Source organism: Serratia sp. LACPHL-BACT-2024-00286 (genome assembly GCF_043109535.1).
Classification (GTDB): Bacteria; Pseudomonadota; Gammaproteobacteria; order Enterobacterales; family Enterobacteriaceae; genus Serratia; species Serratia sarumanii.
In genome coordinates this window covers 1-25,740 of the sequence record NZ_JBICNA010000002.1, presented here as the reverse complement: position 1 = coordinate 25,740, position 25,740 = coordinate 1, and the positions used below count along the sequence as shown (strand labels likewise).

Sequence of the window (25,740 nt, the reverse complement as noted above, 5' to 3'; positions counted from 1 at the left end):
AGCATATCTGCCTTTTTTATGCTATGGAAAGCCGCCCGGCGAAGCCGCAAGCTATGCCTCTGGGCAAGTTTGGAGGAACGCAGAATGAATGCAGAGATAAAACGCGGCTCGCTGGAGATGACGGCGGCGATGCTGATTTCCGGCTCCATCGGCTGGTTTGTGCTGATGTCCGGCCAGCCGGTGGTCAACGTGGTGTTTTGGCGCTGCGCGGTGGGGGCGCTGGTGCTGCTGGCGGTGTGCGGCGCGCTGGGGCAGCTGCGGCGCGATGTGCTGACGCGCGCCACGCTGCTGCTGGCGATCGCCGGTGGGGTGGCGCTGGTGATCAACTGGCTGCTGCTGTTTGCCGCCTATTCCTATGCCTCTATCTCCATCGCCACGGCGGTGTACAACACCCAGCCGTTTATGCTGGTGGGGCTGGGGGCGCTGTTTCTGGGGGAACGGCTGACCGCCCGCAAGCTGCTGTGGCTGGGGCTGGCGTTCGGCGGCATGATGCTGGTGGTGCTGGCGCAGCCGCGGCAGGCGGGGGAACAGAGTCATTATTTGGCGGGCATCGCGCTGGCGCTCGGGGCGGCGTTTTTCTACGCCCTGATGGCGCTGGCGGCCAAGCGGCTGAAGGGCACGCCGCCGCATCTTATTGCGCTGATCCAGGTGGCGGTAGGGGCGGTGATGCTGTTGCCGCTGGTGGATTTCCACGTTTCGGCCAGCGCTGGGCAGTGGGGCATGCTGGCGACGCTCGGCGTGCTGCACACCGGCCTGATGTACGTGCTGATGTACGGCGCGCTGCAGAAGCTGCCGACCAACCTGATCGGCTCGCTGTCGTTCATCTACCCGATCGCCGCCATGCTGGTGGATCGCCTGGCGTTTGGCCACCGGCTGTCGGCCTGGCAGTTGCTGGGCGCGGCGATCATCCTGCTGGCGGCGGCGGGCATGAACCTGCTGGGCGAGCGGCGAGCGCGGCTGCTGCCGGCCTCGGACGGCCGGCGCGCCGGCTGATGCTCAGTTCGCTTTTTTCAGCCGGCGCCATAAGGTGGTGCGGCTGATCCCGAGCAACCGGGCGGCGGCGGCGTGGTCGCCCCCGCACCGCGCCAGCGCTTCGTGGGCGGAGACGGGCGCTGGCGGCGTCTCGGGGGGCGTGCCCGCCGCCAGCTCCGGCAGCAGCCAGCGCAGCGTCTCGCCGCTCGGCGCGGCGCCGGTGCTCAGCATCAGCGCCACCCGCTCCATCATGTTGCGCAGTTCGCGCAGGTTGCCGGGCCAGGCGTAATGACTCAGCGCGGCGTAACAGCCGGCCAGGGCGGCGCGCAGCGGCTCCGTCAGCGGCACGTCGAGCGCCGCCAGCGACCGCTTCAGAAAGTGTTCCGCCAGCATCGCGATATCGTCGCCGCGCGCCCGCAATGGCGGCAGCTGCAGCCGCAGGGCGCTCAGGCGGTAGAACAGATCGGCGCGAAAGCCGCCCCGTTGAATCGCCTGCTCCAGGTGGTTGTGGGTGGCGCTGATGACGCGAAAGTCGACCGCCACCGGCTGCTGCCCGCCGACCCGGGTGACGGCCTTCTCTTCCAGCGCGCGCAGCAGCCGGGTTTGCAGGTGCAGCGGCATTTCGCCGATCTCATCCAGAAACAGAGTGCCGCCGTTGGCGGTTTCCAACAGTCCGCGTCGGCCGCCGCGCCGTGAGCCGGTAAAGGCGCCTTCCTCATAGCCGAACAGCTCCGCCTCCAGCAACGATTCGGCGATGGCGCCGCAGTTGATGGCGACGAACGGCGGCGCGGCACTCCTGGACGGCGCGCCGCGCCGGGAAAAGTATTCCCGGTGGATCGCCTGCGCCGCCAGCTCCTTGCCGGTGCCGGTTTCTCCTTCAATTAATACCGCCGCCGGCGAGCGGGCGTACAGCATGATGGTGCGCCGCGTCTGCTCCATCTGCGGGGAGTCGCCTTGCAAATCGCTCAGCCCGTAGCGCGGCTGCAGGGTATTGCGCGCGGCGTAATCGCCGCCGCGTTTGCCGCCGCCCAGCATCAGGCGCGTCACGTCCAGCGCATCGCTGAAGGCGGCGCGCAGGGTGGCGGCGGAATAGAGAAAAATGGCGGTGAGCCCGGCCTCTTCCGCCAACTCGCTGATGAGGCCCGCTCCAACCACGGCCTGAATGCCGGCGGCTTTCAGCTCGGCGATCTGGCCGCGCGCGTCCTCTTCGGTGACGTAGCTGCGCTGCTCCAGCGGCAGATCGAAGGTCTGCTGGAACTCCAGCAGCGCGGGCAGAGGGGTTTTATAGGTGATGACGCCGATCCGATCGGCGGTTCTGCGCGCCTTGCTCAGCGCCTGCAGCAGGTCGAAGCCGCCGGGCTTGACCAAAATGACCGGTACCGACAGGCGGCTTTTCAGGTAGGCGCCGTTGGAGCCGGCGGCGATGATGGCGTCGCAAGGCTCGGTCGCCAGGCGGGCGCGGATGTGCTGCACCGCCTCCTCAAAGCCGAGGCGGATCGGGATGATGGTCGCCAGATGGTCGAACTCGAGGCTGATGTCTCGGAACAGATCGAACAGGCGGGTGATGGAGACGGTCCAGATCACCGGTTTGTCCGGCGTGACGTGATCGCTCATGGTGGGTTACCGAATGGAAGTGGCTGCATTAGGTGTAGCCCGGTTTCAGTTATGTTTCAAATTTTCTGCGTGAAACAGCGATTGAAACGTTAGCTGAAACGTTTTTTACCTCTTTGTCTGGCCAATGGCGCTGCAGATGTTGTAACTCGCTTATTTTTATCGATTTTAATTTTTCCCCTCACCGAAGTGCAACCTGGCCCGCCCCTTGCTCTGTCTGTTTCATCTGGCTAATCGGAGAAAACGTCATGACGCTGCGCTCACCCGGGCTCGCCTTTCGTCAGGCCCTGAGTAAAGAAAAACCCCTGCAAATCGCCGGCGCGATCAACGCCAACCATGCGCTGCTGGCCCATCGGGCCGGATTCCAGGCCCTCTACCTTTCCGGCGGCGGCGTGGCGGCCGGTTCGCTGGGGCTGCCGGATCTGGGCATTTCGACCCTGGACGATGTGCTGACCGACATTCGGCGCATCACCGACGTTTGCCCGCTGCCGCTGCTGGTGGATGTCGACAGCGGTTTCGGCGCTTCGGCGTTCAACGTCGCCCGCACGGTGCGATCGGTGAGCAAGGCCGGGGCGGCGGCGCTGCATATCGAAGATCAGGTCGGCGCCAAGCGCTGCGGCCATCGCCCCAATAAGGCCATCGTTTCCACCGGAGAGATGGTGGATCGCATCAAGGCGGCGGTGGATGCGCGCAGCGATCCGGACTTCGTGATCATGGCGCGCACCGATGCGCTGGCGGTGGAGGGGCTGGAGGCGGCCATCGAGCGCGCTCAGGCTTACGTGGCGGCCGGGGCCGACATGCTGTTTCCGGAAGCGATCACCGAGCTGGGCATGTACCGCCGCTTTGCTGAGGCGACGCAGGTGCCGATCCTGGCCAATATCACCGAATTCGGCGCGACGCCGCTGTTTACCACCGACGAATTGCGCAGCGCCCAGGTGGATATGGCGCTGTATCCGCTGTCGGCCTTCCGGGCGATGAACCGCGCGGCGGAGCGGGTGTACCGCGCCCTGCGCGAGGAGGGCACGCAGAAAAGCGTCATCGACACCATGCAGACCCGCAACGAGCTGTATGAAAGCATCAACTATTATTTGTTCGAAGAGAAACTCGACGCCCTGTTCGCTCGCCAGCGCGACGAATAGGCGCCATTCACGCACAAGCCAAACGAGGACGGTATGAGCCAAGCGATCCCCCCGCAAAGCCCGACTGGCGTTAAGCCGAAAAAATCCGTGGCGTTATCCGGCGTGCCCGCCGGGAATACCGCGCTGTGCTCCGTAGGGCGCAGCGGCAACGATCTGCACTATCGCGGTTACGACATTCTCGATCTCGCGCGCCACTGCGAGTTTGAAGAGGTCGCCCACCTGCTGATCCACGGCAAGTTGCCCAACCGCGATGAGCTACAGGCCTACAAACACCGTCTCAAAGCCCTGCGCGGCCTGCCCGCCAGCGTGCGCACGGTGCTCGAGGCGTTGCCTGCGGCGTCTCACCCGATGGACGTGATGCGTACCGGCGTCTCGGCCCTTGGCTGCACGCTGCCGGAAAAAGAGCAGCACGGCGCGGCCGGCGCGCGCGACATCGCCGACCGGCTGCTGGCGTCGCTGGGATCGATGCTGCTGTATTGGTATCACTACAGCCACAACGGCGAGCGCATTCAGCCGGAGACCGACGACGACTCCATCGGCGGCCACTTCCTGCACCTGCTGCACGGCGAAGCGCCTTCCGCCAGTTGGGAGCAGGCGATGCACGCGTCATTGATCCTGTACGCCGAGCATGAGTTCAACGCCTCGACCTTCGCCGGCCGAGTGATCGCCGGCACCGGATCCGACGTCTATTCGGCGATCGTCGGCGCCATTGGCGCGCTGCGTGGGCCGAAGCACGGCGGCGCCAACGAGGTGTCGCTGGAGATCCAGCAACGCTATGAAACGCCGGACGAAGCGGAGGCCGACATTCGCCGCCGCATCGACAACAAAGAGGTGGTGATCGGCTTCGGGCACCCGGTGTACACCGTCTCCGATCCGCGCCATCAGGTGATCAAAGAGATCGCGCTGCGCCTGTCGCGGGAGGCGGGGGCGATGAAGCTGTATGACATCGCCGATCGGCTGGAAAGCGTGATGCGCGACACCAAAAACATGTTCCCCAACCTCGACTGGTTCTCGGCGGTGTCTTACCACCAGCTGGGGGGGCCCACCGAAATGTTCACGCCGCTGTTCGTCATGGCGCGGGTGAGCGGCTGGTCGGCGCACATCATCGAGCAACGGCAGGACAACAAAATCATTCGCCCGTCCGCCAACTATACCGGGCCGGAAGCGCGGGCGTTCGTGCCGCTGGATCAGCGCTGAGCGCCGATCGTTATCGTGTCGTTTTCACTATGGAGCCTTTGGGAGTCATGATGCTTGAGTCTGCCAACACCGGCCGTCCGCCGTTCGATCGCGAAATGGTCGATATCGTCGATTATGTAATGAAAGAGGCCGTCGATACCCCGGCGGCGTACCGCACCGCTCACTATTGCCTGCTCGATACCCTCGGCTGCGGGCTGGAGGCGCTGAGCTACCCCGCCTGCAAGAAACTGCTGGGGCCGGTGGTGCCGGGCGCCGAGGTGCTGAACGGCAGCCGGGTGCCGGGCACCCGTTTCCAGCTGGATCCGGTGCAGGCGGCGTTCAATATCGGCGCCATGATCCGCTGGCTCGACTTCAACGACACCTGGCTGGCGGCGGAGTGGGGGCACCCGTCGGACAACCTGGGCGGGATCCTGGCGGTGGCCGACTGGCTCTCGCGCCAGGCGGTGGCGGCGGGCAAAGCGCCGCTGACCATGCGGCAGGTGCTGATCGCCATGATCAAGGCGCATGAGATCCAGGGCTGCCTGGCGCTGGAAAATGCCTTTAACCGGGTGGGGTTGGATCACGTGCTGCTGGTGAAGGTGGCGTCCACCGCGGTGGTGGCGCAGATGCTCGGCCTGAGCCGGGCGGAGATCCTGAACGCGGTGTCGCTGGCGTGGGTGGACGGGCAGTCGCTGCGTACCTATCGCCATGCGCCGAACGCCGGCACCCGCAAATCCTGGGCGGCGGGGGATGCGACCGCCCGCGCGGTGCGGCTGGCGCTGATGGCTGCCACCGGCGAGATGGGCTATCCCTCGGCGCTGACGGCGCCGACCTGGGGGTTCTACGACGTCTCTTTCAACGGCAAACCTTTCCGCTTCCAGCGGCCGTACGGCGCGTACGTGATGGAGAACGTGCTGTTTAAAATTTCGTTCCCGGCGGAGTTCCATGCCCAGACCGCCGTGGAAGCGGCCATGACGCTGCACCGCCAGATGCAGGCCGCCGGCAAAACCGCCGCCGACATCGCCAGGGTGAGCATCCGGACCCACGAGGCCTGCCTGCGCATTATCGACAAGCAGGGGCCGCTGGATAACCCGGCGGATCGCGATCACTGCATTCAGTATATGGTGGCGATCCCGCTGCTGTTCGGCCGGCTGACGGCCGCGGACTACGAGGATCGGGTGGCCGAGGATCCGCGCATCGATGCGTTGCGCGGCAAGATCCATTGCCATGAAGATCCCGCCTTCACCCGCGATTATCACGATCCGGAAAAACGATCGATCGCCAATGCGCTGACGGTGGAGTTCGCCGACGGCAGCCGTCTGGATGAGGTGGCGGTGGAGTATCCTATCGGCCATGCGCGGCGGCGCGAAGAGGGCATCCCGCTGCTGGTCGAGAAGTTCAAAATCAACCTGGCGCGCCAGTTCCCGGCTCTGCAGCAGCAGCGCATTCTCGAGGTGTCGCTGGATCGGCAGCGGCTGGCGCAGATGCCGGTCAACGAGTATCTCGATCTGTGGGTGATCTGACGCGAGCGGCGCTGACAAGCCACGTCGGCGCCGCTATGATGGACGCTCCATTCCCGTCCCTCTTCTTATCAGGTGATTCATGATTGATGCCGCAACGCTGTTGTTGTTTTCCGGTGCCTGCGTGGCGCTGGCGCTGACCCCCGGCCCGGATATGCTGCTGATCGCTTCGCGCAGCGTCAGCCAGGGGCGGCGCGCCGGTTTCGCTTCGCTGGCGGGCATTCAGCTCGGCACGTATTGCCACGCGCTGGCGGCGGCGCTGGGGTTGTCGCAACTGTTCGTCGCGGTGCCGCTGGCTTACGACGCGGTAAGAATGCTGGGCGCCGCCTATCTGCTTTATCTGGCGTGGAAAACGCTGCGATCCGGCAGCAGTTTGCAGGCTTCCGCCGGGTTGCAAGCGGTGCCGACGGCGCGCATCTTCCGCCAGGGGCTGTTCACCAATATCCTCAACCCGAAAATGGCGCTGTTCGTGCTGGCGCTGTTTCCGCAGTTTATCGATCCGCGTTCAGGCTCGGTGGTGGTGCAGATGCTGGCGCTGGCGACGGTGCTGAATCTGGTGGGCTTGCTGATTAACGGCGGGGTGATCCTGGCGGTCAGCGGCATGAAAAGCCGCTTTGCCGGCCGCCGCTTCAGCGCCCGCTGGCCGAACTACCTGCTGAGCGGGGTGTTCGCCGGGCTGGCCTGCAAGCTCATTTTCGACAGCCGCCGCTAACCCTCACGCAGCAGCGCTTCAAACGCCGCGCTGGCCGGTTCGTCCGGCAGCGCGCTGTACATCACCAGCCGCAGGTGATTCTCTTCGTCGACGATGAAAGAGGCGTGGTCAAAGGTGACCGGGCCGATTTCCGGGATGGCGAAGCTGCGCCGTCCCTGGCAGCGCCCGTGAATGTCGTGCTGCCGCCAGAGCTGGCGGAACTGCGGCGACACCCGCTCCAACGCCTGTACCCGTTGGCGCATCACCTCATCCTCCGGCGCGCGAGCGTAGTCGCGGCGGAAGCTGGCCAGGATTTGCGGCGCCTGCGCCCGCCACTCCAGCAGGCGCGCATTGAGCTGCGGATCGGCAAACAGCATCCACAACATGTTGCGCTCTTCCGGCGGGCGTTCGGCGATGACGAACAGCCGCTGCGCCGCCGGGTTCCAGGCGATGATGTCCCAACTCAGGTTCATGACGTAGGCCGGCCGCAGCGCCAAATCGTCCAGCAGCCGCCGCACCAGCGGCGAGACCTGGCACCACTGATGGCCGACCGGCACCGGCGGGCGCTGATGCGCCAATAAAAACAGGTGGTAGCGGCCGGCGGCGTCGAGCTGCAGCACCCGCGCCAGGTTTTCCAAAAACGCCACCGACGCATTGATTTCCCTGCCTTGTTCCAGCCAGGTGTACCAGGTGAGGCCGACGCCGGCCAGCGCCGCGACCTCCTCGCGCCGCAATCCCGGCGTGCGGCGGCGGCTGCCGCTCGGCAAACCGACCGCCTGCGGCGACAGCTGTTCTCGCTTTTGACGCAGAAAATCCGCCAGTTCGTGGCGAGTGCGCTCGAGGGTGCGTGGGGGCATGGCGGCCGTCCTGTTGCTGTTAGTAATAGTATAAGTGGCTATATAGTAACAGTTTAAAACATGTTTCATACTGCGGCCATCATAATCTCTGGAGGTGGTATGGAACATTCATTATCTCGTGAGCGGCGAGGGTTGGCCGGCCTGCCGGTGCTGCTGTTGGGCGGTTTTGTCACGGTGTTCGATCTGTTTGTGGTCAACGTGGCGGCGCCGGTGATCCAGCGAGAATTCGCCGCCGATTTCGCCGGCGTCGGGTTGATCGTCGCCGGTTATGAACTGGCGTTTGGGGTGTTGTTGATCGCCGGCGGGCGTCTGGGCGATCGCTTCGGACGCCGGCGCCTGTTCAGCCTCGGCATGCTGGGATTCACGCTGACTTCATTGCTTTGCGGGTTGGCGGGATCGCTCAGCCTGCTGATCGCCGCGCGTATTCTGCAGGGGGCGGCGGCGGCGCTGCTGTTTCCGCAAATTTACGCCTTGATGCGGGTGCTGTACGAGCCGCAACAGCGGCGGCGCGCCTTCGCCTGGCTGGGCATGACGCTGGGGCTGGCGGCAATCTTCGGCCAGATCCTCGGTGGTTTTATCATCGAGGCCAACCTGTTCGGCAGCGGCTGGCGCATGATCTTTCTGATTAATCTGCCGATCGGCGCGCTGGCGCTGTGGGCGGCGCGGCGCATTCCCGAATCGCGGGTGGCGCAGGCGCAGCGGCTGGATGGCGTTGGCCTGGGGCTTGCGGCGACCGGCCTGTCACTGTTGCTGCTGCCGCTGCTGGAAGGGCCGGCGCGCGGCTGGCCGTGGTGGATCGCGCCGATGTTGGCGCTGGCAATGCTGACGCTGTGGGGCTTCCTGCGTTGGGAGCGCCGTCTGGCGCAGCGCGGCGACGATGCGGTGCTCGATCCGGCGCTGTTCCGCCAGGCGGGCTTCGCGCCGGGTATGGCGGTGGTGCTGGCGATTTATGCCACCGCTTCCTCGTTTTTCTTATGTTTCGCGCTGCTGCTGCAGGCGGGGGCGGGGCTGACGCCTTTTCAGGCGGGCAGCCTGTTCGCCCCGGCCAGCGCGGCCTTTATGCTGGCGTCGATGTTGGCGCCCCGGCTGGCGCTGCGTTGGGGCAACCGTGCGTTGAGCGCGGGCGTGGCGATTTACGCCGCCGGGCTGGCGCTGCTGATGGCGCAGGCGCTGTGGGGCGCGGCGCTGGCGCATCCGCTGCGGCTGCTGCCGGGGTTGGTGGTGCTGGGATTCGGCCAGGCGCTGAGCATGACGCCGCTGCTGAATCTGGTGCTCGGTTTGGCGCACGAGCGGCAGGCGGGCATGGCGGCGGGGCTGGTTGCCACCGTGCAGCAGGTGGGGGGCGCGCTGGGCATCGTGGTCAGCGGCGTCGGTTTCGTGCCGCTGCTGGCGCACGGCGGCGCGGCGGAGCGCTATGCCGAGGCCTTTGCCGGCGCCATGGTATTTAATCTGTTGGCGATGGGCATCGCCCTGATCTTGTTAAACCGGATCACGCGAAATAGTCAGAAAGCGGATCTTAAGTAGGCCGCCGGCGGGTGCTTTACTGTCGTCATGATGAGAGAGCGTAAGGAGCCACACTGATGTTTCAACCCGCCGCATTTCGCGAAGACGATCTGGATGCCCAACTGGCGCTGGTGCGCGCCCACCCGTTGGGGCTGCTGGTCAGCCACGGCGAGCAGGGATTGACGGCCGATCCGCTGCCGTTTCTGGCCGATGTCGAACAGGGGCAGATCCGGCTGCGGGCGCACCTGGCGCGCGCCAACGAGCACTGGCGGCGGCTGCAGCACGCGGCGGAATGCCTGGTGATTTTTCAGGGGTTGGAGGGCTATGTGTCGCCCGGCTGGTATCCGAGCAAGCGCCAGACCGGCAAGGTGGTGCCGACCTGGAATTACAGCGTGGTGCAGCTGTATGGCGTGCCGACGGTGACGGACGACCCGGTCTGGCTGCGGCGCCAGCTGATCGATCTGACCGCGCAGCAGGAAGGAGGGCGCCCGGCGCCCTGGCGGCTCGACGACGCGCCGGCCAACTACATCGCCGCGCAGCTTAAAGGCATCGTCGGTATCGAGATCGCCGTCACCCGGCGCGAAGGCAAATGGAAGATGAGCCAAAACCGCAGCGCCGACGATGCCGATGGGGTGATCGCCGGGCTGCGCGACGGCGATGAAACGCAGCGGCGGCTGGCGGAGGAGGTTGAGCGGCGGCGCGGATAGGGTATGCTAACCGAAGAGTGAGCAAGGGGAACCTTCGGATGGATTACACCAAAATTATCAAAGAAATAGGCCGCGGCAAAAACCATGCGCGCGACCTGGACCGGCAGACCGCATTTCAGCTGTATCAGGCGATGCTGGCCGGGGAGGTCCCCGAGCTGGAGCTGGGCGGCATTCTGATCGCGCTGCGCATCAAGGGCGAAGCCGAAGAGGAGATGCTGGGCTTCTACCAGGCGATGCAGCAGCAGGTGTTGCCGCTGCAGGCGCCGCAGGGGAGGCCGCTGCCGGTAGTGCTGCCGAGCTACAACGGCGCGCGCAAGCAGGCCAACCTGACGCCGCTGCTGGCGCTGCTGCTCGCGAAAGTGGGCCTGCCGGTGGTGGTGCACGGCGTGCTGGACGACAGCACCCGCGTGACCAGCGCCGAGATTTTCCGCGCCCTGGGGCTGCCGTGGTCGGAACAGGCCGTTCACGCCCAGCAGCGTCTCGATAACGGCGAGGCAGTGTTCATGCCGGTTTCCGCGCTGTCGGCGCCGCTGGCGCGGCAGCTTGGGCTGCGTTGGCGCATGGGGGTGCGCAACAGCGCCCATACGCTGGCCAAGCTGGCGACGCCGTTCGGCGAACGGGATGCGCTGCGCCTCGCCAGCGTCTCACACCCGGAGTATGTCGGCCGGGTGGCGTCGTTTTTCCGCCAGATCGGCGCCCGCGGGCTGTTGATGCACGGCACCGAAGGCGAAGCCTACGCCAACCCGCTGCGCTGCCCGCAGATTCACCATATCGTCGGCGGCGAACAGCGCGTGTTGCTGGAGCGCACCTTGCAGGATGAAACGCCGACGTTGCCGGCGGCGAAAGACGCGGAAACCACCGCGCGCTGGACCGAGCGCTGCCTGGCGGGCGAGGTGGCGATCCCGCAGGCCATCCAGCGGCAGGTCGCCTGTTGCCTGGTGGCCGCCGGCGAGAGCGAGACGCTGGAACAGGGGCTGCAGCGCCTGCGTCAGGCCTGAGCGCGACTATACTGGGATATTTCCTCATCGGCTGAGAAGGACGGTTATGCAACAGGCTCTCGATTACTTCAATCAATTGAACCAGGATTACCTCGACGTACACCGCGCCAAAGAAGAGCTGTTCTGGCAAAACTACATGGGCACCGGCGGTGAAGAGGTGTCGGCGCGCTTTTCCGCCGCGGAAAGCGCCTATAAGCGCTTTATCGCCGAACCGCGCCGGCTGGCGGAGATCCGCAATCTGCTGGCCGGATTGGAAACGCTGCCGCAGGAGGCGCAGCGCGATGCGCTGATCCACGGCCTGCAAGGCTGGCTGCGTTTCTTCGACTGTAACGCCATTGAAGATCCGCAGGCGCAGGCGCTGTTGGATCAGATCATCCACGCCGAATCCGATCTCTACGCGCGCCGCAAGGGCTACCAGGTGACGCACCTGAACGCCGAGGGCCAGCGGGTGGCGGCCTCGCTCGGCGAGCTGTTGACCAACCAGGCGACCAACCCGAACGAAGACTACCGCCGCAGCTCGCAGCAGGCGCTGCGCGATCTGGAGCAATGGCTGCTGCATAACGGCCTGCCGGAGCTGATTGGCTTGCGCAACCGCTTTGCGCGCCAGATGGGCTATCGCAACTATTTCGACTACAAGGTGAACAAAACCGAGCGCATGACGCCGGAGCAGCTGTTCGCCATTCTGGATCGCTTCGAGCGGGAAACCCGCGAGGCCAACGCGCGCAGTCTGCAGCAGCTGGCGGCCGACAAGGGCAGCCAGGCGCTGGAGCCGTGGAACGTGCGCTTCGCCAGCGCCGGCGACGTCACCCGCCAACTGGATCCTTACTTCCCGTTTTCGCGTTCGCTGGAACGCTGGGTCGACAGCTTCAAACGCCTGCACATCGGCTTTGGCGGCGCCGAGATGAACCTCGATCTGCTGGTGCGCAAAGGCAAGTATGAGAACGGCTTTATGCACGGCCCGGTACCGCCGTTTGTGCGCCAGGGGGAATGGGTGCCGGCGCGCATCAACTTCACCAGCCTGGCGCAGCCGGGGCAGGTAGGCAGCGGCGCTTACGGGCTCAACACCCTGTTCCACGAGGGCGGCCACGCGGCGCATTTCGCCAACATTCGCCAGAATGCGCCGTGCTTCTCGCAGGAGTTCCCGCCGACCTCAATGGCCTATGCCGAAACCCAGTCGATGTTCTGCGACAGCCTGCTGGACGACGCCGACTGGCTGAAACGCTATGCGAAAAACGCCGCCGGCGAAGCGGTGCCCGATGCGCTGATCGAAGCCGGTATCGCGGCGCGCCAGCCGATGCGCGCGTTCAACGAACGCCATATCCTGCTGGTACCGTACTTCGAGTGGGCGCTGTATCAGTGGGATGACGAGCAGCGCACGCCGGAAGCCATCACCGCGCTGGCGCGCGAGGTCGAGCAGAAGATCCTCGGCATCAGCGGCAGCCCGCGCCCGACGCTGGCGATCCCGCACCTGCTGTCGCTGGAGTCCGCCTGCTCTTATCAGGGTTATCTGCTGGCGATGATGGCGGTGGAACAAACCCGCCAGTTCTTCCTGCAGCGCGACGGTTACCTGACGGACAACCCGGCCATCGGCCCGGATCTGGCGCAACACTACTGGTTGCCGGGCAACAGCGTCAGCCATGACGACACGCTGCGCAGCCTGACCGGCGAAGGGTTCAACCCGGACTCTCTGGCGCAGGCCTGTAACCAGACGGTGGCGCAGGCGTGGCGCGAGGCGCAGCAGACGATGGCCGCCGCCGCCACGCGCCCGCAGCCGCCGGCGGATTTCGATTTGCAGGCGCATATTCGGGTGGTAGACGGCGAGACGGTATTGGCGGACAACGCCGGCGGTGACGAACGGATGTGCCGCGATTTCGCCGCGGCGATAGAAGCGCGTTTGGTTTAAGGCTGACAATCAAAAAATCCACGCGGCCGCGTGGATTTTATTTAATGATAAAAACCGGGCGTTATTTTATTCGAAATAGACGTCGGGATTATCGGCCAGGGACACGAAGCTCTTGGTGTTTCTATCCAGCGTACGAATCTCCCCGCTTTCGATGTCGTACACCCAGCCGTGCAGGCGCAGCCCGCTGTTGCGCAGACCCACCGCAACGGAAGGGTGGGTTTTGATATTATTTAGCTGGGCGATAACGTTCTCTTCCACCATAGCGTTAACTTTGTCTGTTTCGCTATTCCAGGTTTTCTTCTCGACCACCGCTTTGGCCGCATCCGCGTAGTGCAGCCAGTGGGCTACCGCAGGCATAGGGTCGAGGCACTGACAGGACGCGATAGCCTTCATGGCGCCACAGTTCGAGTGGCCACAAATCACGATTTCAGTGACGCCCAGCGCCACTACCGCGTATTCGATCGTCGCAGAAACCCCACCCGGCTCCGGGCCAAAGGAAGGGACGATGTTACCGGCGTTGCGAATAACGAACAGTTGCCCAGGCTCTTGCTGCGTCACCAGCTCGGGCACCAGGCGGCTGTCAGAACAGGAGATAAACAGCGCTTTGGGATTTTGGCTGGAGGCCAGGCTGCGAAAGAGTTCCTTACGCTGCGGGAAAATCTCTTTCTGGAAACTGAGGAAACCTTCAATGATATGTTGCATACAACGCTCTCTGCATCTGTAGTCTGCGTAACATGATAATCATCCTCTCCCGTTAGTCCAGCAATGGGCAGGTAAAAAAATGTGTGTGCAAACCCCATTGAATACAGGGTTTCTGCCTGTTGGCGACAGAATTTTCGGTTCGTTTACGCGTGGGGTGCTGATAAAGCGGGCGGCAAAAAACTGGCTGTCGTGCCCATGCAGCGCTGACGCACGCGAAGATAAAAAAAGCCCGCCGGGGTGATAGCCGGCGGGCTTTTGGCGTCTGGGGCGGTGATTATTTGTAGATAACCGCGGTGGCGTGCATCAGGTTGTTACCGCTGGTGGAAGTGATGGTGAAGGCCTTGGCGCCTGCGGCATCGGCTTTGGCGGCCAGCTGCGACTTCAGGCTGCTCAGGTCGGTTGCGCCGCTGGCGACGATCACGCCGGCTTTTTCGAATTGGGCGGCATCCTGGGCGCTGACGTGTTCAGCGGCGAAAGTGGTGAAAGAAACGGTGGCCAGGGCGATAGCGGCAGCAAAAGTTTTGATGGTTTTCATGTTCGTCATTCCTGTCAAAGTGAATTAGCGAGAAAGGGGTTTGCCTTTCGATGGGAAGATTATTGCGCAGTGACAGGCGGGATGAAATCGGAGAGTGTTGATGGTTTTATTCAGATTTTTTGATTATTAATCTCCCCCGTTTATCTTCTGCCTAAACGGGGGAGACGATCAGCGCGTCGGGCGCGCCAAATCGAAACGGTGCTGTTCGGAAATGCCATAGTAGGCGGTCGGGCCGCCGGCGCGCAGAATAGGTTCGGCAGCGGCGGTCTGGTAGACGCCGTGTTCATCCAGCAGCGCCGGATCGAGGTGTACCGCCACCACTTCGCCCAATACCAGCCAGGTTTCCACCTGTTCACCGGCGGCGGTTTGCAGCTGAATGCACTGGGTCAGCCGGCATTCGAAGTTCACCGGGCTTTCGGCCACGCGCTCGGCTTTGACCCGGCGCCCGGGCAGCGGCGTGACGCCGGCGAAGGCGAATTCATCCTCGCCGCGCGGCAGGTTGATGGAACTGTTGTTCATCGCTTCCGCCAGCGGGCGCGTCGCCAGGTTCCAGACGAATTCGCCGGTTTCCACGATATTCGCCACGCTGTCTTTCCAGCCGGTGCTGGCGAAACCGACGATCGGCGGGCGATAGTTGAAGCAGTTGAAAAAGCTGTAGGGCGCCAGATTGCGCAAGCCGGCGGCGCTGCGGGAAGAGATCCAGCCGATGGGGCGCGGGCCGACGATGGCGTTCAGCGGATCGTGCGGCAGCCCGTGGCCGGCGGCGGGTTCATAATAATAACGAGATTCACGGCTCATGGGGGATCCTGTGGCAATCGATGAGGCTTTCATTGTGCCGGGTTTCCCGCCGCTGCGCCATTGCGGGCGGGATGTGTTATCTTACGCGCCGGAAATACCTTCAAGAGAGCCCGTCACGGTGGAAAAAAAGAAAACCTTCCCGCAGCAGAAAAGCGGCCTGCATCCGCGCAACCGTCATCGTTCACGCTATGACTTCCCGGCGCTGATCGCCAGCTGTCCGGCGTTGGCGCCGTTCGTAAAACCGAACGCCTGGGGCGATGTCTCGGTGGACTTCGCCGATCCGGCGGCGGTGAAAATGCTCAACCGTGCGTTGCTGCAGCACTTTTACGGCATCGAACACTGGGATATTCCGGCGGACTACCTGTGCCCGCCGATCCCCGGCCGCGCCGATTATCTGCACCACCTGGCGGATCTGCTGGCGACCAGCAACGGCGGCGAGATCCCGCGCGGCAAGGGCGTGGCGATCCTCGACGTCGGCGTCGGCGCCAACTGCATCTACCCAATCGTCGGCCTGCGCGAATACGGCTGGCGTTTCACCGGGTCTGAAATCGATCCGGTGTCGCTCAACTCGGCCAAGATGATCGTCGAGATGAACCCGACGCTGCGCAACAGCGTGCGTCTGCGGTTGCAAAAACAGCCTGAGCTGATTTTTAGCGGCATCATCGGCGCGGCCGAGAAATTTGACGCCACCCTGTGCAACCCGCCGTTCCACGCGTCCGAGCAGGAAGCGCGCGCCAGCACCCGCCGCAAGCTGCATAAATTGGGCAAAGGGGAAGTGGCCGACAAGCCGGTGCAAAACTTCGGCGGCAAGAACAACGAACTGTGGTGTGAAGGCGGCGAAGAAGCCTTCGTGAGCAAGATGGTGGAAGAGAGCGTCGGCAAGGCCAACAACTGCCTGTGGTTCACTTCGCTCATCTCGAAAAACACCACGCTGCCGGCCATCTACCATGCGTTGAAGGTGGCGGGCGCGGCCGAGGTGCGCACCATCGAGATGGCGCAAGGGCAGAAGATCAGCCGCTTTGTCGCCTGGACCTTCCACGACGCCGAGCAACAGGCCGCCTGGGCAGCCGAACGCTGGCGCTAATCCTTCCGGTGCCTCGGTATGGGAGCAAAGTCCCATACCGAGGGCCGGTTTTCCCCGTTTTATTGACTTATCGCATCAGCATTTCTTAACTGTAGAAATACCAATAAAACCCATTCAGGCAGTGTGCAATGTCTCTTTTCACGATGCAGGAGACAGGCCGCGGTGCAGCCATGCCGCGAACGTAATCCATCACACTGACGGGATTTATTATGATTCCTTTAGCTACGCAACAAGAGGTCGGCGCCTTAATTATCGGCATTTTCGGGCGTTTGCCGACGGCGGCGGAAATCGATTACTACGACAGCGCATTTGATATCGGCAGCCAGCCGCCCGCCTATATGGCCAGTATTTTAATGAGCCAACCCGATGCCGCTTGGATGAACGGCCAAAGCGAATACGACATTCTCAGCCAGGTTTATTTCTCCGTTTACAATACCGCTCCCGATCCGGATTACATCAATGCCTTGCTGCAGCAGGGGCATTTCAACAGCGCTGTCGCCCGCGTTGTCATCGAACTCTTCAACTATCCGGGGGACGATCCGGTAATGCTGGCGCAGCGTGATGCGCTCGATCAGCGCATTGCAGAAGGTTTGTATCCCGGCACTGCAGCCGATGCCGCCGGCGGAAGCGGCGACGCGCAGGCGATGTTTTATCTGCTGCGAGCGCCCTGGCAGACCGATGAAATTGCCCATGACGGCAAGCTGCTCAATCAGGGGGGCAATCTGGCGGCGTTGGCGCAGAGCAAGATTGCCACCCTGCCAATCAACGATCTTTCCGATCATGACTTCATTTTGCATCTGTTCGCTCAGGGATTTGAACGGCCACCGACGGCTCCTGAACTTGCCACTTACCAGCAACGACTGGCGGAGGGCGCGACGCGTGGCGATCTGCTGGTGGATGTGATCGCGCAGTTGCGCGGGGTGGTGGCGCCGGAAGATGCTGCGGCTCAACAGCATTTCAATGCGGCGGGCCAGGAATATTCGCCGGGCGAACTGCCGGCGACCGAGTATCTGGAGCAGATAGCGGCGCTGTTCCGTGCATTGCCCGAGCGGGCGGTGGACAGCGCTTCGCTGGACAATTGGAGCAAGACGCTGGCCTCCGGCACGTTGAGCTATACCGAATTGGTCACGGCCCTTCTGGCGACGCCGGAATTTCAGGCGCAGGTCGGTGGTTTGCAGGGCGACGACTTTATTCAGCACGTCTATCAGGCGGTGCATGGCCGGGCGGCGGATGAACAGCAGCTGGAACACTATCGGGCATTGGGCGGCGACAAGGCACTGGTCACGCAGGCGGTGATTGCCGATCTGATCAATGCGCCGCCGGCAGGTGACGTTCAGTATGAACAGTGGATGTTCGCGCGCGATGTCGGCGCCAGCCTGGCGTATAAAACGACCGCTTCTCTCGCCACCAGCGAGGGCGGCGGCAACGCGTCGGGTACGGTGAATACGCATGCTCACCATACGCTGAGCAATGCGGAAACCGCCGTGCTGTTCAGGGTATTCCTGCATGCTGACGCGGACGTCATGGTTGACCTGAGCTATGCCTCGCAGCTTTCTTATCTGATCGTCAATGGCGACGCTGCGGCGGATATCTGGCTGCATAATAACCCTGCCGCTCGGTATGGGGTGGACATGACGGTAAACAATGCCAATGTGATAATGCATGGCACCTATGGCGACGATCGGGTGCAGCTCACCTCGCAGGCCGACCTCGCCGCCGCCCAAGGGCACTTTTATCTGAACAACGGTAATGACAGTCTGCTGTGGGGAGGCAATGCCAATGGCGGCGCCAATCATGTGGGGTGGGTGTTCAGCGCCGATGGCGGTGACGGGCACGATATTTTGTCCGCCAACCTGATCGTCAAAATGACCTCGACGCTCGATCTTTTTGGCGCGCGCATCAGTACGGTGAGCAGCAACGCCGCCAATTTCAGTCATTTCGAACAGATAGATATGGCGGGTTATATCGGCCAGGCGGAAGCCACGTTGACGCAAATCGGTTGGAACGGTTACAGCACGAAAGCGCTGGCGACGAGTGCTCATGTGTTTGACTACGGGGTATTGAGTGGCAACGCCACCGTAGAGGGAACGGACGGCGGGACGATCGTACAGAGCTGGGCGGCGCAGGCGCTTGGCCGTGAGGGATTACTGTTGTCCGGCCGGGCGGATAACGTCAAGGTGATCAACGCCAATGCCGATGCGGCACGCCTTGAAATCAGCGGCATCGGTGATCATGCGGACAGCCGGCTGGAGATAGCCTTCCTTGAGAATGCCACCGATCGTTTCGACCTGTTGTTCTCCGGGCGCGGTAACGCCGGCTCATTGGCGCTTGACTCGTATGGCGATGAAAACCCATTGACGCTGATCGCCATCACCACCGGCGCCTGGGGAAATGGCGCGCTGACGCTGACGGGGCAAAATGATCAGGTGCAAGACATTACGTTGTCCGGCGGCGCGAATTTCAACCTGACGCTGACCGAGGGGTATACTCAGGTCCGCCTGGTTGACGCTTCGGCCTTCGCCGGTAATGGGTTTACCCTGACGTCCTCTCATGGCGGCAGCGGTGACGGCACGATCATTCAAATGTTGGATTCGCTGCCGTTAAGTGGTGACGCGCAGGCCAAATTGGCGCCGCTGCTGGAAGATCTTGGGCTACAGGGTGAACAGCTGCTGGTCAAAGGCGGGGGAGGCAGCGATCAATTTAACGTGCTGGGAGACACGACGATCGTGGCCGGCGCAGGGAAAAGCCACGTGACGCTGCACAGCAGCACGGCGGCGTCAGGCGTGACGTTAAAAGACTTTTCGCTGACGCAGGGCAGCATCGACGATGTGCTCTCAGGCCTGCGGATCGTTCATGGTACCGGCGGCGGCGCGCTGGCAGATTATGGCGTCAGCGATGCGCAAGGCGTGGAGACGAGAATCGGCGCCCTGACGGCCGAACAAGTAAGCAGTGCCAGCCAGCTGTTGGCCGCGTTGCTCGATCTCGGCCAGCCCGGCGCGTTGAGCGCCAAGGTCGGGGTCAGTAGCGTTCTCGGCGGGCAAAACAGCAGCTATCTCATTGTCGATAACAATGATGACCACCGTCTGGATGAAGCGGACAGCGTCATCCTGCTCTTGGGGCAGGATCATCAAAGTTTGCTCAACGAACTGCGCTATGTTCCGGAAATCATGCTCAACGGCACGGTGGTTGAGTTGGAGCCTCTGGTCGCGTAAGGGCAATGTTTTAGCTCAACGGCGCCGGTTATCCTGCCGGCGCCGACAAAAATCCGCATTTTACCTTTCAATTTTCATCACTTACGTTATTCTCAATACGGAATTAATAATAAAAATCTTAGGTTGTTGGTTTATTTAAATTCGAATAATTACTTTACTGAATAAATAAATTCAATCCGGTTAATAGCAATAACCAGAAGGAACGGCGCTGCCCGTTCCTTCCGCGATGGCACGTCTGCGTGTGGGCGCGGCACGTGGCCAGGCAAAAATAAGAAAAGCGCCATCATCTGCCACAAGGACTACACCTTATGCTGTTACGATTCAGTCAGTTAACTACCCACAAAGGCGCCGAACTGAGCGCGATAGAACACGCCGTTCCGATGATCGTATTCTCGCCCGAAGGCACGGTATTGCGCGCCAACGATCTTTTCCTCAACACGCTGGGATTTCAACGCGATGACGTGATAGGCCAGCATCACCGTATTTTCTGCGATCCGAACTATGTCGCCAGCCCGCTATACCGCAAACATTGGGAGACGCTGAATAAGGGCCAACCCATTACGGACACCATAAAGCGCATCGCGAAAAACGGCGAGGCAGTTTGGCTGCAGGGCACCTATGCGCCGGTGCTGAATAAACAGGGTAAGGTGGTGGAGATCGTCAAGATCGCCAGCGAAGTGACCGAGCGAGTGACCCAGGCGCAGGAGCATCGCAGCCTGCTGGCGGCGCTGAATCGATCGATGGCGATGATCGCTTTCACGCCGCAGGGCACCATCGTCAGCGCCAACGACAATATGCTGGCGCTGATGGGCTATCGGCTGGAAGAGGCGTGCGGGCAGTCGCATGCGGTGCTGTGCCCGCCGGAGTTCGCCAATTCCGACGATTATCGGCGGCATTGGCAGCGCCTGGCGCGCGGCGAGTTCATCACCGGGCGTTTTGAGCGCCTCAACCGGCGCGGCGAACGGGTATGGCTGGAGGCCAGTTACAACCCGATCCTCGACAACGAAGGCCAGGTGGTGAAGGTGGTGAAGATTGCCCAGGACATCACCCGGCTGATGCAACAGCAGCAGCATGAAGAAGAGATGGTGCGCAACGCGCATCATCTGTCGCTCGATACCGATCGGCAGGCGGCGCAGGGCGCGATCATCGTGCAGCAGGCGGTGAAAGGCATGCAGCAGGTCGAAGCGGCGGCGCGCGAAACCTCGGACGTGGTCACCGAGCTGGGCAAGTGTTCTCAGCAGATCGGCACCATCGTCGAAGCCATTCGTAAAATCGCCTCCCAAACCAACCTGCTGGCGATTAACGCCTCGATCGAAGCCGCCCACGCCGGTGAGCACGGGCGCGGTTTTGCCGTGGTGGCCAACGAAGTGCGCACGCTGGCGGAACAGTCGCGCAAGGCGGCGACCGAGATCGAACGCATGACCAAGTCCATCCAGCAAGGCGTGGCGGCGGCGATTGCCGGCATGGCAACCTGCGTAGAGCAGGCCGGCGGCGGCGTGGCGCTGACCCATGACGCCGGTGAAGTGATCAACCAGGTCAACATCGGCATGCACGACGTCGTGAAGCTGATGCAGGCGTTTACGTCGGTGAAGCAGGGCGACGCGCTGCACTGAGTTTTCATCACGCCGCCCGCCGAAAACGGGGGCGGCGTTTTTATCTTCCCGCCGATTCACACGCCGTTGAGCCGCGGTTCAATTTTACCGGCCTATGCTATCCTTAAATATGAACGAACGTTCGTTCATATCTATGCGATGGCGCCAGGCGCCCCCTTCACCGTTTCGGGAGTTGCCGATGGGAAACCGAGAAAAGATTGTCGAGGCCGCGCTGCACAGCTTTACCCATAAGGGATTTCACCAGACCAGCATGCGGGATATCGCGCAGATGGCGGGCGTCAGCGTCGGCAACCTCTATAACCACTTTACCGGCAAGGAGGCGTTGATCGGCGAGATTGCGCTGCTGGAAAACGGCGTATTCACCGAGTTTGCCGCCGGATTGCGGGCCGACAGAAAGCGGCCGAAGCAGGCGCTGTCGGCCTTTTTCACCGCCTATCACGCTTTTGTCGCCGAGCCGGCCAATGTGCAGCTGTCGGCGGAGATCGTGGCGGAGGTGGCGCGCAACCCGGCGTTGGCCGAGCCGTTCGGCGCCAACCAGCGGCAGCTGATTGAGGCGCTGGCGACGGTTATCGCCGAGGCTCAGCAAACCGGTGAGATTGCACCGGCGATAGCGCCGTTACCGCTCGCACAGCTGGTGCTGGACGTGATCGAAAGTCAGGCCTGGCGGCAGGCGATCTTTGCGTCGTCTGCGCCGGAGGAGTTCACGCCGGTGCGGCTGTTGGAACAGCTGCTTTACCGGCATCCCTAGTCGAGGTGGATATGCTGCACATTGAGCCGTACCGCGATGCTGACCGCCTGCAAACGGCGGCGCTGATCTACGCCGCGTTCTGCGACAAGTTCCAGCGCGCGCGCCGTCTGAGCCCCCGCCTTCAGCGGCGTCTGTTCTATCGGCTGTGGAGTTGGAAGCAAGGCGGCAGTCGGGAGCGCAGCTTCGTGGTGAAACAGGATGAACAGGTGGTGGCGGCCTTTGCCCTCAATGCGGCCGCTGGCGAGAACAACGCCGGGCGGCGTCCGCATGCCTTGCCGATTTGGCGGCTGTGCCGCCGCTATGGTTGGCTGAACGTTTGGCGCATGTATCTGCAAATGGCGGTGTTGCGGCACACCCCGGCGGCCGATGAACTGTATCTCTCTTACCTGGCGGTGGCCGAGAATCAGCGCGGCAAAGGAGTAGGCAAGCGGCTGCTGCAGTGGATGAACGACTACGCTGCCGGGCAAGTCGCGGGCCGGCGCCTGAGCCTGCACGTCAGCCGGCGCAACGTGGATGCGCTGCGCCTGTATCGACGCTGCGGTTTTCAGGTGCGGCGAGAAGAGCATTACGCTTCGTTAGGATGGCTGTTCGGTCAGGCCGACTGGGTGTTGATGGAGAGAGGCTGCGGGGAGGCGACGTGCGCAAAATAGGACTGTGTAGCGTGGTGCTGTTCCTGCTGGCGCTCGGGTGGGTCATTTTCGTCAACGACTTTCGCTTCGTCACTGAACCGGTCACGGTGACCGCCGGCGGCAACCGGCTGACAGGCACGCTGGTGTTGCCGCAGCATGCGCCGGTCAAGCCCGGCGTCGTGGTGTTCGTGCACGGCGATGGACCGGCCAACGCCAGCCGCGACGAAGGCTATTACGGCATTTGGGAGGCGATGGCGAAGCAGGGCTACGCGGTTTTATCCTTCGATAAGCCGGGCGTTGGCGGTTCGGGCGGCAACTGGCTGCATCAGACCATGGCGGATCGCGCGCGGGAAACCGCCGATATCATCGACTGGGTCCGGCGGGACGGGCGCTTCGATGCGCGCTGCGTGGGGCTATGGGGCACCAGCCAGGCTGGGTGGGTGATGCCGGAGGTGGCGCGTTTGCGCCCCGACATCGCCTTCACGCTGGCGCTGGCGCCGGCGATCAACTGGCTGCGGCAAGGGCGTTATAACACCCGGGCGGCGATGGCGGCGGCAGGGGATGATGAAGCGCTGATCCAGGCGCGCGAGGCGCATTGGCGCCACATTCAGACGCTGCTCGAACAACCGGACGGCTACACGCAGTACCGCCGCGAGTCTGGCGCCGCCGCCGCATTGAGCGCCGACCGCTGGCGCTTTATCCGCGCCAACATGGCCAGCGACGCGACGGCGGGATTACGAAATTTCAACACGCCGGTACACCTGATACTGGGTGGGCGCGACGTCAACGTGGACGCGGACGAAACCGAGCGCGTTTATCGGCAAACGATCCCGGCCTCGCTGTTGACGGTGACGCGCATCGACGAAGCCGACCACGTGATGATCAAACCGCTGTTCGCGCGCCATCCGTGGCTGATCAATGTGGTGGGCCTGTTTGCCCCGCGCTCGGTGCAATATGATGCCTACCGACAGGACGTGGCGGCCTTCCTGGCCGCTCAGCCCTGCGGGCGCGGGCGCTAACCTCAGATCGCCGCGGGCGGCGCCTGTTCTTCGTGCGGCTGCGGCGCGCGGGAGATCTGCATCGCCTGCTGCGGCATGCCGATGCCGGCCCGATCGAAATGGATTTTCACCAGCCGATCGAGGGCGTATTGCACCACCCATTGTTTCAGCGCCTGCGTGCGCACCGTTACGCGGGTGGTGAACGAGCGGTCGCCCAGCGCCACCACGCCGTTGAAGACCGGCTCGCCAATCAGGAAATGCTTCACCTGTTCATCCTGTTTCAGCGCCGCGACGGCCTGATGCAGCACCTCATTGACCCGATCGATGTCCTCGTCGCGGCTGACGGTGTAGTTGGCGCGATACACTCCGAATTCACGCGCATAGTTGGCCAGCGTGGTGATCGAGGAGTACGGCACGATGTGGTAGACGCCGTAGTCGTCGCGCAGGCCGATCGAGCGGATGGTCATGCGCTCCACGGTGCCGGTGATGTCGCTGACGGTGACATATTCGCCGGTGTTCATGCCGTTTTCGAACTGGATGAACACGCCGGTGATCACGTCTTTCACCAGCGTCTGGGCGCCGAAGCTGATGGCCAGCCCCAGCGCGCCGGCGCCCGCCAGCAGCGGCGCGATGTTCAGCCCCACCTGCGACAGCACGATCATCACGGTAATGGTGCTGATAACGATGGCCAGCACGTTGCGAAACAGCGTCAGCAGCGTGCGTTCGCGCGCGCTCGGCCGCACGCCGTTGCTCAGTTCCAGCGCCAGGCGGTGCTCGATGATGCTGGCCATCAGCGTCCAGCTGAAGACGGCGATCAGCAGGATCAGCAGGATATGCACCAGCCCGCCGAGCGTTCGCTGGCCATTTTCGCTGCCCGCCCACTGGTACAGGTTGATCAGGTGCCAGGCATCGAGCAGGAACAGCGTCACTGCCAGCACCACCATCACCCGCAGTATCTTCAGCCCGTTGGGGATGTAGGAGTTGATGCGCCGCTCGAGCATCGGATAGCGCAGATTAACGTCGGTCGGCAGCGAAATGCGGCGGAAAATCCAGCGGGTCAGCATGCCGGACAGCAGAGCGCCGACGCCGACCACCAGCAGGCTTTTCACCGTGGCGCTCATCATAAAGCGCAGGCTGTTGCCGATGTCGAACTGGGACAGCACGAACAACACCAGAAAATAGGCGATCGCCAGCAGATGCCAGATATGCCCCAGGCCGCGCAGGATCGCGCTGAAAAACGCCATCGACCGTTCGGCCAGCAGGTTGATCTGCTGCTGTATCGGCTTGCGGTTGTGCAGGATCAGCCAGATGGCGTACAGCGTCAGCGCCAGCATCACCACCAGATTGACGGCGGCGGCGGCCGGGTAGCTGATCTGCACCGCCACCACCGGCACCACCACCATCAGGCCGTAGCCGATCAGGCCGCTGAGCCAGGCGAGGCGCGTGTTCCAGTAGCGCGCGCTCTGGTCGCTGAAGGGGAAGGGGCGCAGGTAGTCGAAGTTGGGGGCGAAAATCAGCCGCAGCACCGCTTTGAAAAACTCAATCACCGCGAAGGCGCTGAGAAACAGGGTCTGCAGCCGCAGAACGGTGGCGCTGTCGGCGTGGACGTGGCGGGCGAACAGGTTGCCCGCCGCCAGCGCCAGCAGCAGCACCAGCAGATCGACGGCGAAAGCGCCGAGAATGGCGGCGGGGCGCTTATACCACGGGCCGCGCTGTAGCCGCGCGTTGTGCCCCCAGCTGCCCATGCGTTTGTACAGCGGCGCGATCAGCCGCCGGATCAGGTGGAACAGCGCAAAGGTGACCGCCACCGTCAGCAGAAAGTAACCCAGCGCGCGGAAAAAGCCGGCGGGATTGAAAACGCGCTTCGGGCCGGAGTCGATCAGTTTTTGCAGTGCGCCTAGCTTCTGGTTAAAGGTGCCGATGCCTTCCTGCGCCAGCGAGTTCAGGCTGTCGCTCAGCGTGGCCGGCGTTGATTCCTCCGGCGTTGTTGGGGCGGCGGCGGGGGCGTCGCCGGCGGCCTGTTTCAGGTGGTTGATGAGTGCCGCGCGCGCTTTGTCGTCTTGCAGCAGATCGGCCAGCGCGGCGTAGGCGGCCTTCTGCTGCTCGCTCTTGTCGGCGGGCGCGGGCGGCGCGTTTTGCGCCAGCGCCGGTGGCGCGAAGACGTTCAGGGTCAGCAACAGCAGCAGGAAAAGCAGGTGTTCTCGCAGATGAGAACCTCGTCGGGAGTCTGCGTTTGGCGGCATTGTTCCTCTCTTTGGCGTTCTGTGATCGGCGGATGTCAGAGCAATACGATGAAAAACAATGAATATAGTAGGAAAGGTGGCGCGATGTGGCGTGGGAGAGC

The 25,740-nt window shown here is 63.0% G+C and carries 21 protein-coding genes; 15 read left to right on the top strand and 6 right to left on the bottom strand.

Annotated features, from left to right (window positions below):
• Positions 1-84: 84 nt before the first annotated feature.
• Complete coding sequence (locus ACF8MC_RS06585; RefSeq protein WP_033637645.1) at positions 85-993, top strand: DMT family transporter; 909 nt, start codon at positions 85-87, stop codon at positions 991-993.
• 3 nt (positions 994-996) lie between these two features.
• On the opposite strand, the gene prpR is transcribed toward ACF8MC_RS06585, so the two are convergent.
• Positions 997-2,586, bottom strand: coding sequence for a propionate catabolism operon regulatory protein PrpR (gene prpR, locus ACF8MC_RS06580; RefSeq protein WP_164104712.1), 1,590 nt, complete (start codon positions 2,584-2,586; stop codon positions 997-999).
• A 245-nt stretch (positions 2,587-2,831) separates the two neighbouring features.
• Between prpR and prpB the strand changes: the two genes are divergently transcribed.
• The 4 genes from prpB to ACF8MC_RS06560 all read left to right on the top strand — a co-directional run bounded on the left by prpB (position 2,832) and on the right by ACF8MC_RS06560 (position 7,130).
• On the top strand, positions 2,832-3,722 hold the full coding sequence (gene prpB / locus ACF8MC_RS06575) for a methylisocitrate lyase (protein WP_164104713.1): 891 nt from the start codon (positions 2,832-2,834) through the stop codon (positions 3,720-3,722).
• Positions 3,723-3,755: 33 nt separating this feature from the next.
• Positions 3,756-4,919, top strand: a complete 1,164-nt coding sequence (gene prpC, locus ACF8MC_RS06570) for a 2-methylcitrate synthase (RefSeq protein WP_353038887.1) — start codon at positions 3,756-3,758, stop codon at positions 4,917-4,919.
• Positions 4,920-4,969: 50 nt separating this feature from the next.
• Complete coding sequence (locus ACF8MC_RS06565; protein WP_164104800.1) at positions 4,970-6,421, top strand: bifunctional 2-methylcitrate dehydratase/aconitate hydratase; 1,452 nt, start codon at positions 4,970-4,972, stop codon at positions 6,419-6,421.
• A 79-nt stretch (positions 6,422-6,500) separates the two neighbouring features.
• Positions 6,501-7,130 (top strand): LysE family translocator, encoded by a 630-nt coding sequence (locus ACF8MC_RS06560; protein WP_048321374.1) that lies wholly within the window; start codon positions 6,501-6,503, stop codon positions 7,128-7,130.
• Here the strand turns inward: ACF8MC_RS06560 and ACF8MC_RS06555 are convergent.
• The gene (locus ACF8MC_RS06555) at positions 7,127-7,966 is read right to left on the bottom strand and encodes a helix-turn-helix transcriptional regulator (protein WP_164104714.1); all 840 of its coding nucleotides are present in this window, start codon (positions 7,964-7,966) and stop codon (positions 7,127-7,129) included. The genes ACF8MC_RS06560 and ACF8MC_RS06555 overlap by 4 nt on opposite strands.
• Positions 7,967-8,065: 99 nt before the next feature.
• On the opposite strand from ACF8MC_RS06555, the gene ACF8MC_RS06550 reads away from it, so the two are divergent.
• Genes ACF8MC_RS06550 through ACF8MC_RS06535 form a run of 4 tightly spaced genes read left to right on the top strand, consistent with a single transcriptional unit; the run spans position 8,066 to position 13,077 of the window.
• Complete coding sequence (locus tag ACF8MC_RS06550; RefSeq protein ID WP_164104715.1) at positions 8,066-9,490, top strand: MFS transporter; 1,425 nt, start codon at positions 8,066-8,068, stop codon at positions 9,488-9,490.
• A 56-nt stretch (positions 9,491-9,546) separates the two neighbouring features.
• Positions 9,547-10,176, top strand: coding sequence for an FMN-binding negative transcriptional regulator (locus ACF8MC_RS06545; RefSeq protein WP_164104716.1), 630 nt, complete (start codon positions 9,547-9,549; stop codon positions 10,174-10,176).
• A 38-nt stretch (positions 10,177-10,214) separates the two neighbouring features.
• Complete coding sequence (gene ybiB / locus ACF8MC_RS06540; protein WP_164104717.1) at positions 10,215-11,174, top strand: DNA-binding protein YbiB; 960 nt, start codon at positions 10,215-10,217, stop codon at positions 11,172-11,174.
• A gap of 46 nt (positions 11,175-11,220) precedes the next feature.
• Complete coding sequence (locus ACF8MC_RS06535) at positions 11,221-13,077, top strand: M3 family metallopeptidase (protein ID WP_164104718.1); 1,857 nt, start codon at positions 11,221-11,223, stop codon at positions 13,075-13,077.
• A 66-nt stretch (positions 13,078-13,143) separates the two neighbouring features.
• Here ACF8MC_RS06535 and ACF8MC_RS06530 read toward each other — a convergent pair whose 3' ends face one another.
• From ACF8MC_RS06530 to ACF8MC_RS06520, 3 genes are all read right to left on the bottom strand, one after another.
• Positions 13,144-13,779 carry a carbonic anhydrase gene (locus tag ACF8MC_RS06530; RefSeq protein WP_164104719.1) on the bottom strand — a complete coding sequence of 212 codons (636 nt, stop codon included), beginning with the start codon at positions 13,777-13,779 and terminating at the stop codon, positions 13,144-13,146.
• Between the two features lie 274 nt (positions 13,780-14,053).
• A complete protein-coding gene (locus ACF8MC_RS06525) occupies positions 14,054-14,314 on the bottom strand; it encodes a YdgH/BhsA/McbA-like domain containing protein (protein WP_015377148.1) in 261 nt (86 codons plus the stop codon).
• A gap of 168 nt (positions 14,315-14,482) precedes the next feature.
• Positions 14,483-15,112, bottom strand: coding sequence for a flavin reductase family protein (locus ACF8MC_RS06520; RefSeq protein ID WP_033637655.1), 630 nt, complete (start codon positions 15,110-15,112; stop codon positions 14,483-14,485).
• Positions 15,113-15,230: 118 nt separating this feature from the next.
• On the opposite strand from ACF8MC_RS06520, the gene rlmF reads away from it, so the two are divergent.
• The 6 genes from rlmF to ACF8MC_RS06490 all read left to right on the top strand — a co-directional run bounded on the left by rlmF (position 15,231) and on the right by ACF8MC_RS06490 (position 23,417).
• Positions 15,231-16,196, top strand: coding sequence for a 23S rRNA (adenine(1618)-N(6))-methyltransferase RlmF (gene rlmF, locus ACF8MC_RS06515; RefSeq protein ID WP_204350876.1), 966 nt, complete (start codon positions 15,231-15,233; stop codon positions 16,194-16,196).
• 209 nt (positions 16,197-16,405) lie between these two features.
• Positions 16,406-19,408: a DUF4214 domain-containing protein gene (locus ACF8MC_RS06510; RefSeq protein ID WP_164104720.1), complete on the top strand. Its 3,003-nt coding sequence runs from the start codon at positions 16,406-16,408 to the stop codon at positions 19,406-19,408.
• A gap of 308 nt (positions 19,409-19,716) precedes the next feature.
• Positions 19,717-21,021 carry a PAS domain-containing methyl-accepting chemotaxis protein gene (locus tag ACF8MC_RS06505; RefSeq protein ID WP_060443419.1) on the top strand — a complete coding sequence of 435 codons (1,305 nt, stop codon included), beginning with the start codon at positions 19,717-19,719 and terminating at the stop codon, positions 21,019-21,021.
• Positions 21,022-21,199: 178 nt separating this feature from the next.
• Positions 21,200-21,769, top strand: coding sequence for a TetR/AcrR family transcriptional regulator (locus ACF8MC_RS06500; protein ID WP_060443418.1), 570 nt, complete (start codon positions 21,200-21,202; stop codon positions 21,767-21,769).
• Positions 21,770-21,780: 11 nt separating this feature from the next.
• Positions 21,781-22,419 carry a GNAT family N-acetyltransferase gene (locus tag ACF8MC_RS06495; RefSeq protein WP_164104721.1) on the top strand — a complete coding sequence of 213 codons (639 nt, stop codon included), beginning with the start codon at positions 21,781-21,783 and terminating at the stop codon, positions 22,417-22,419.
• Positions 22,407-23,417 (top strand): S9 family peptidase, encoded by a 1,011-nt coding sequence (locus ACF8MC_RS06490; RefSeq protein WP_164104722.1) that lies wholly within the window; start codon positions 22,407-22,409, stop codon positions 23,415-23,417. The genes ACF8MC_RS06495 and ACF8MC_RS06490 overlap by 13 nt, the downstream gene beginning before the upstream one ends.
• A 2-nt stretch (positions 23,418-23,419) precedes the next feature.
• On the opposite strand, the gene ybiO is transcribed toward ACF8MC_RS06490, so the two are convergent.
• Complete coding sequence (gene ybiO, locus ACF8MC_RS06485; protein ID WP_164104723.1) at positions 23,420-25,639, bottom strand: mechanosensitive channel protein; 2,220 nt, start codon at positions 25,637-25,639, stop codon at positions 23,420-23,422.
• Positions 25,640-25,740 lie beyond the last annotated feature (101 nt).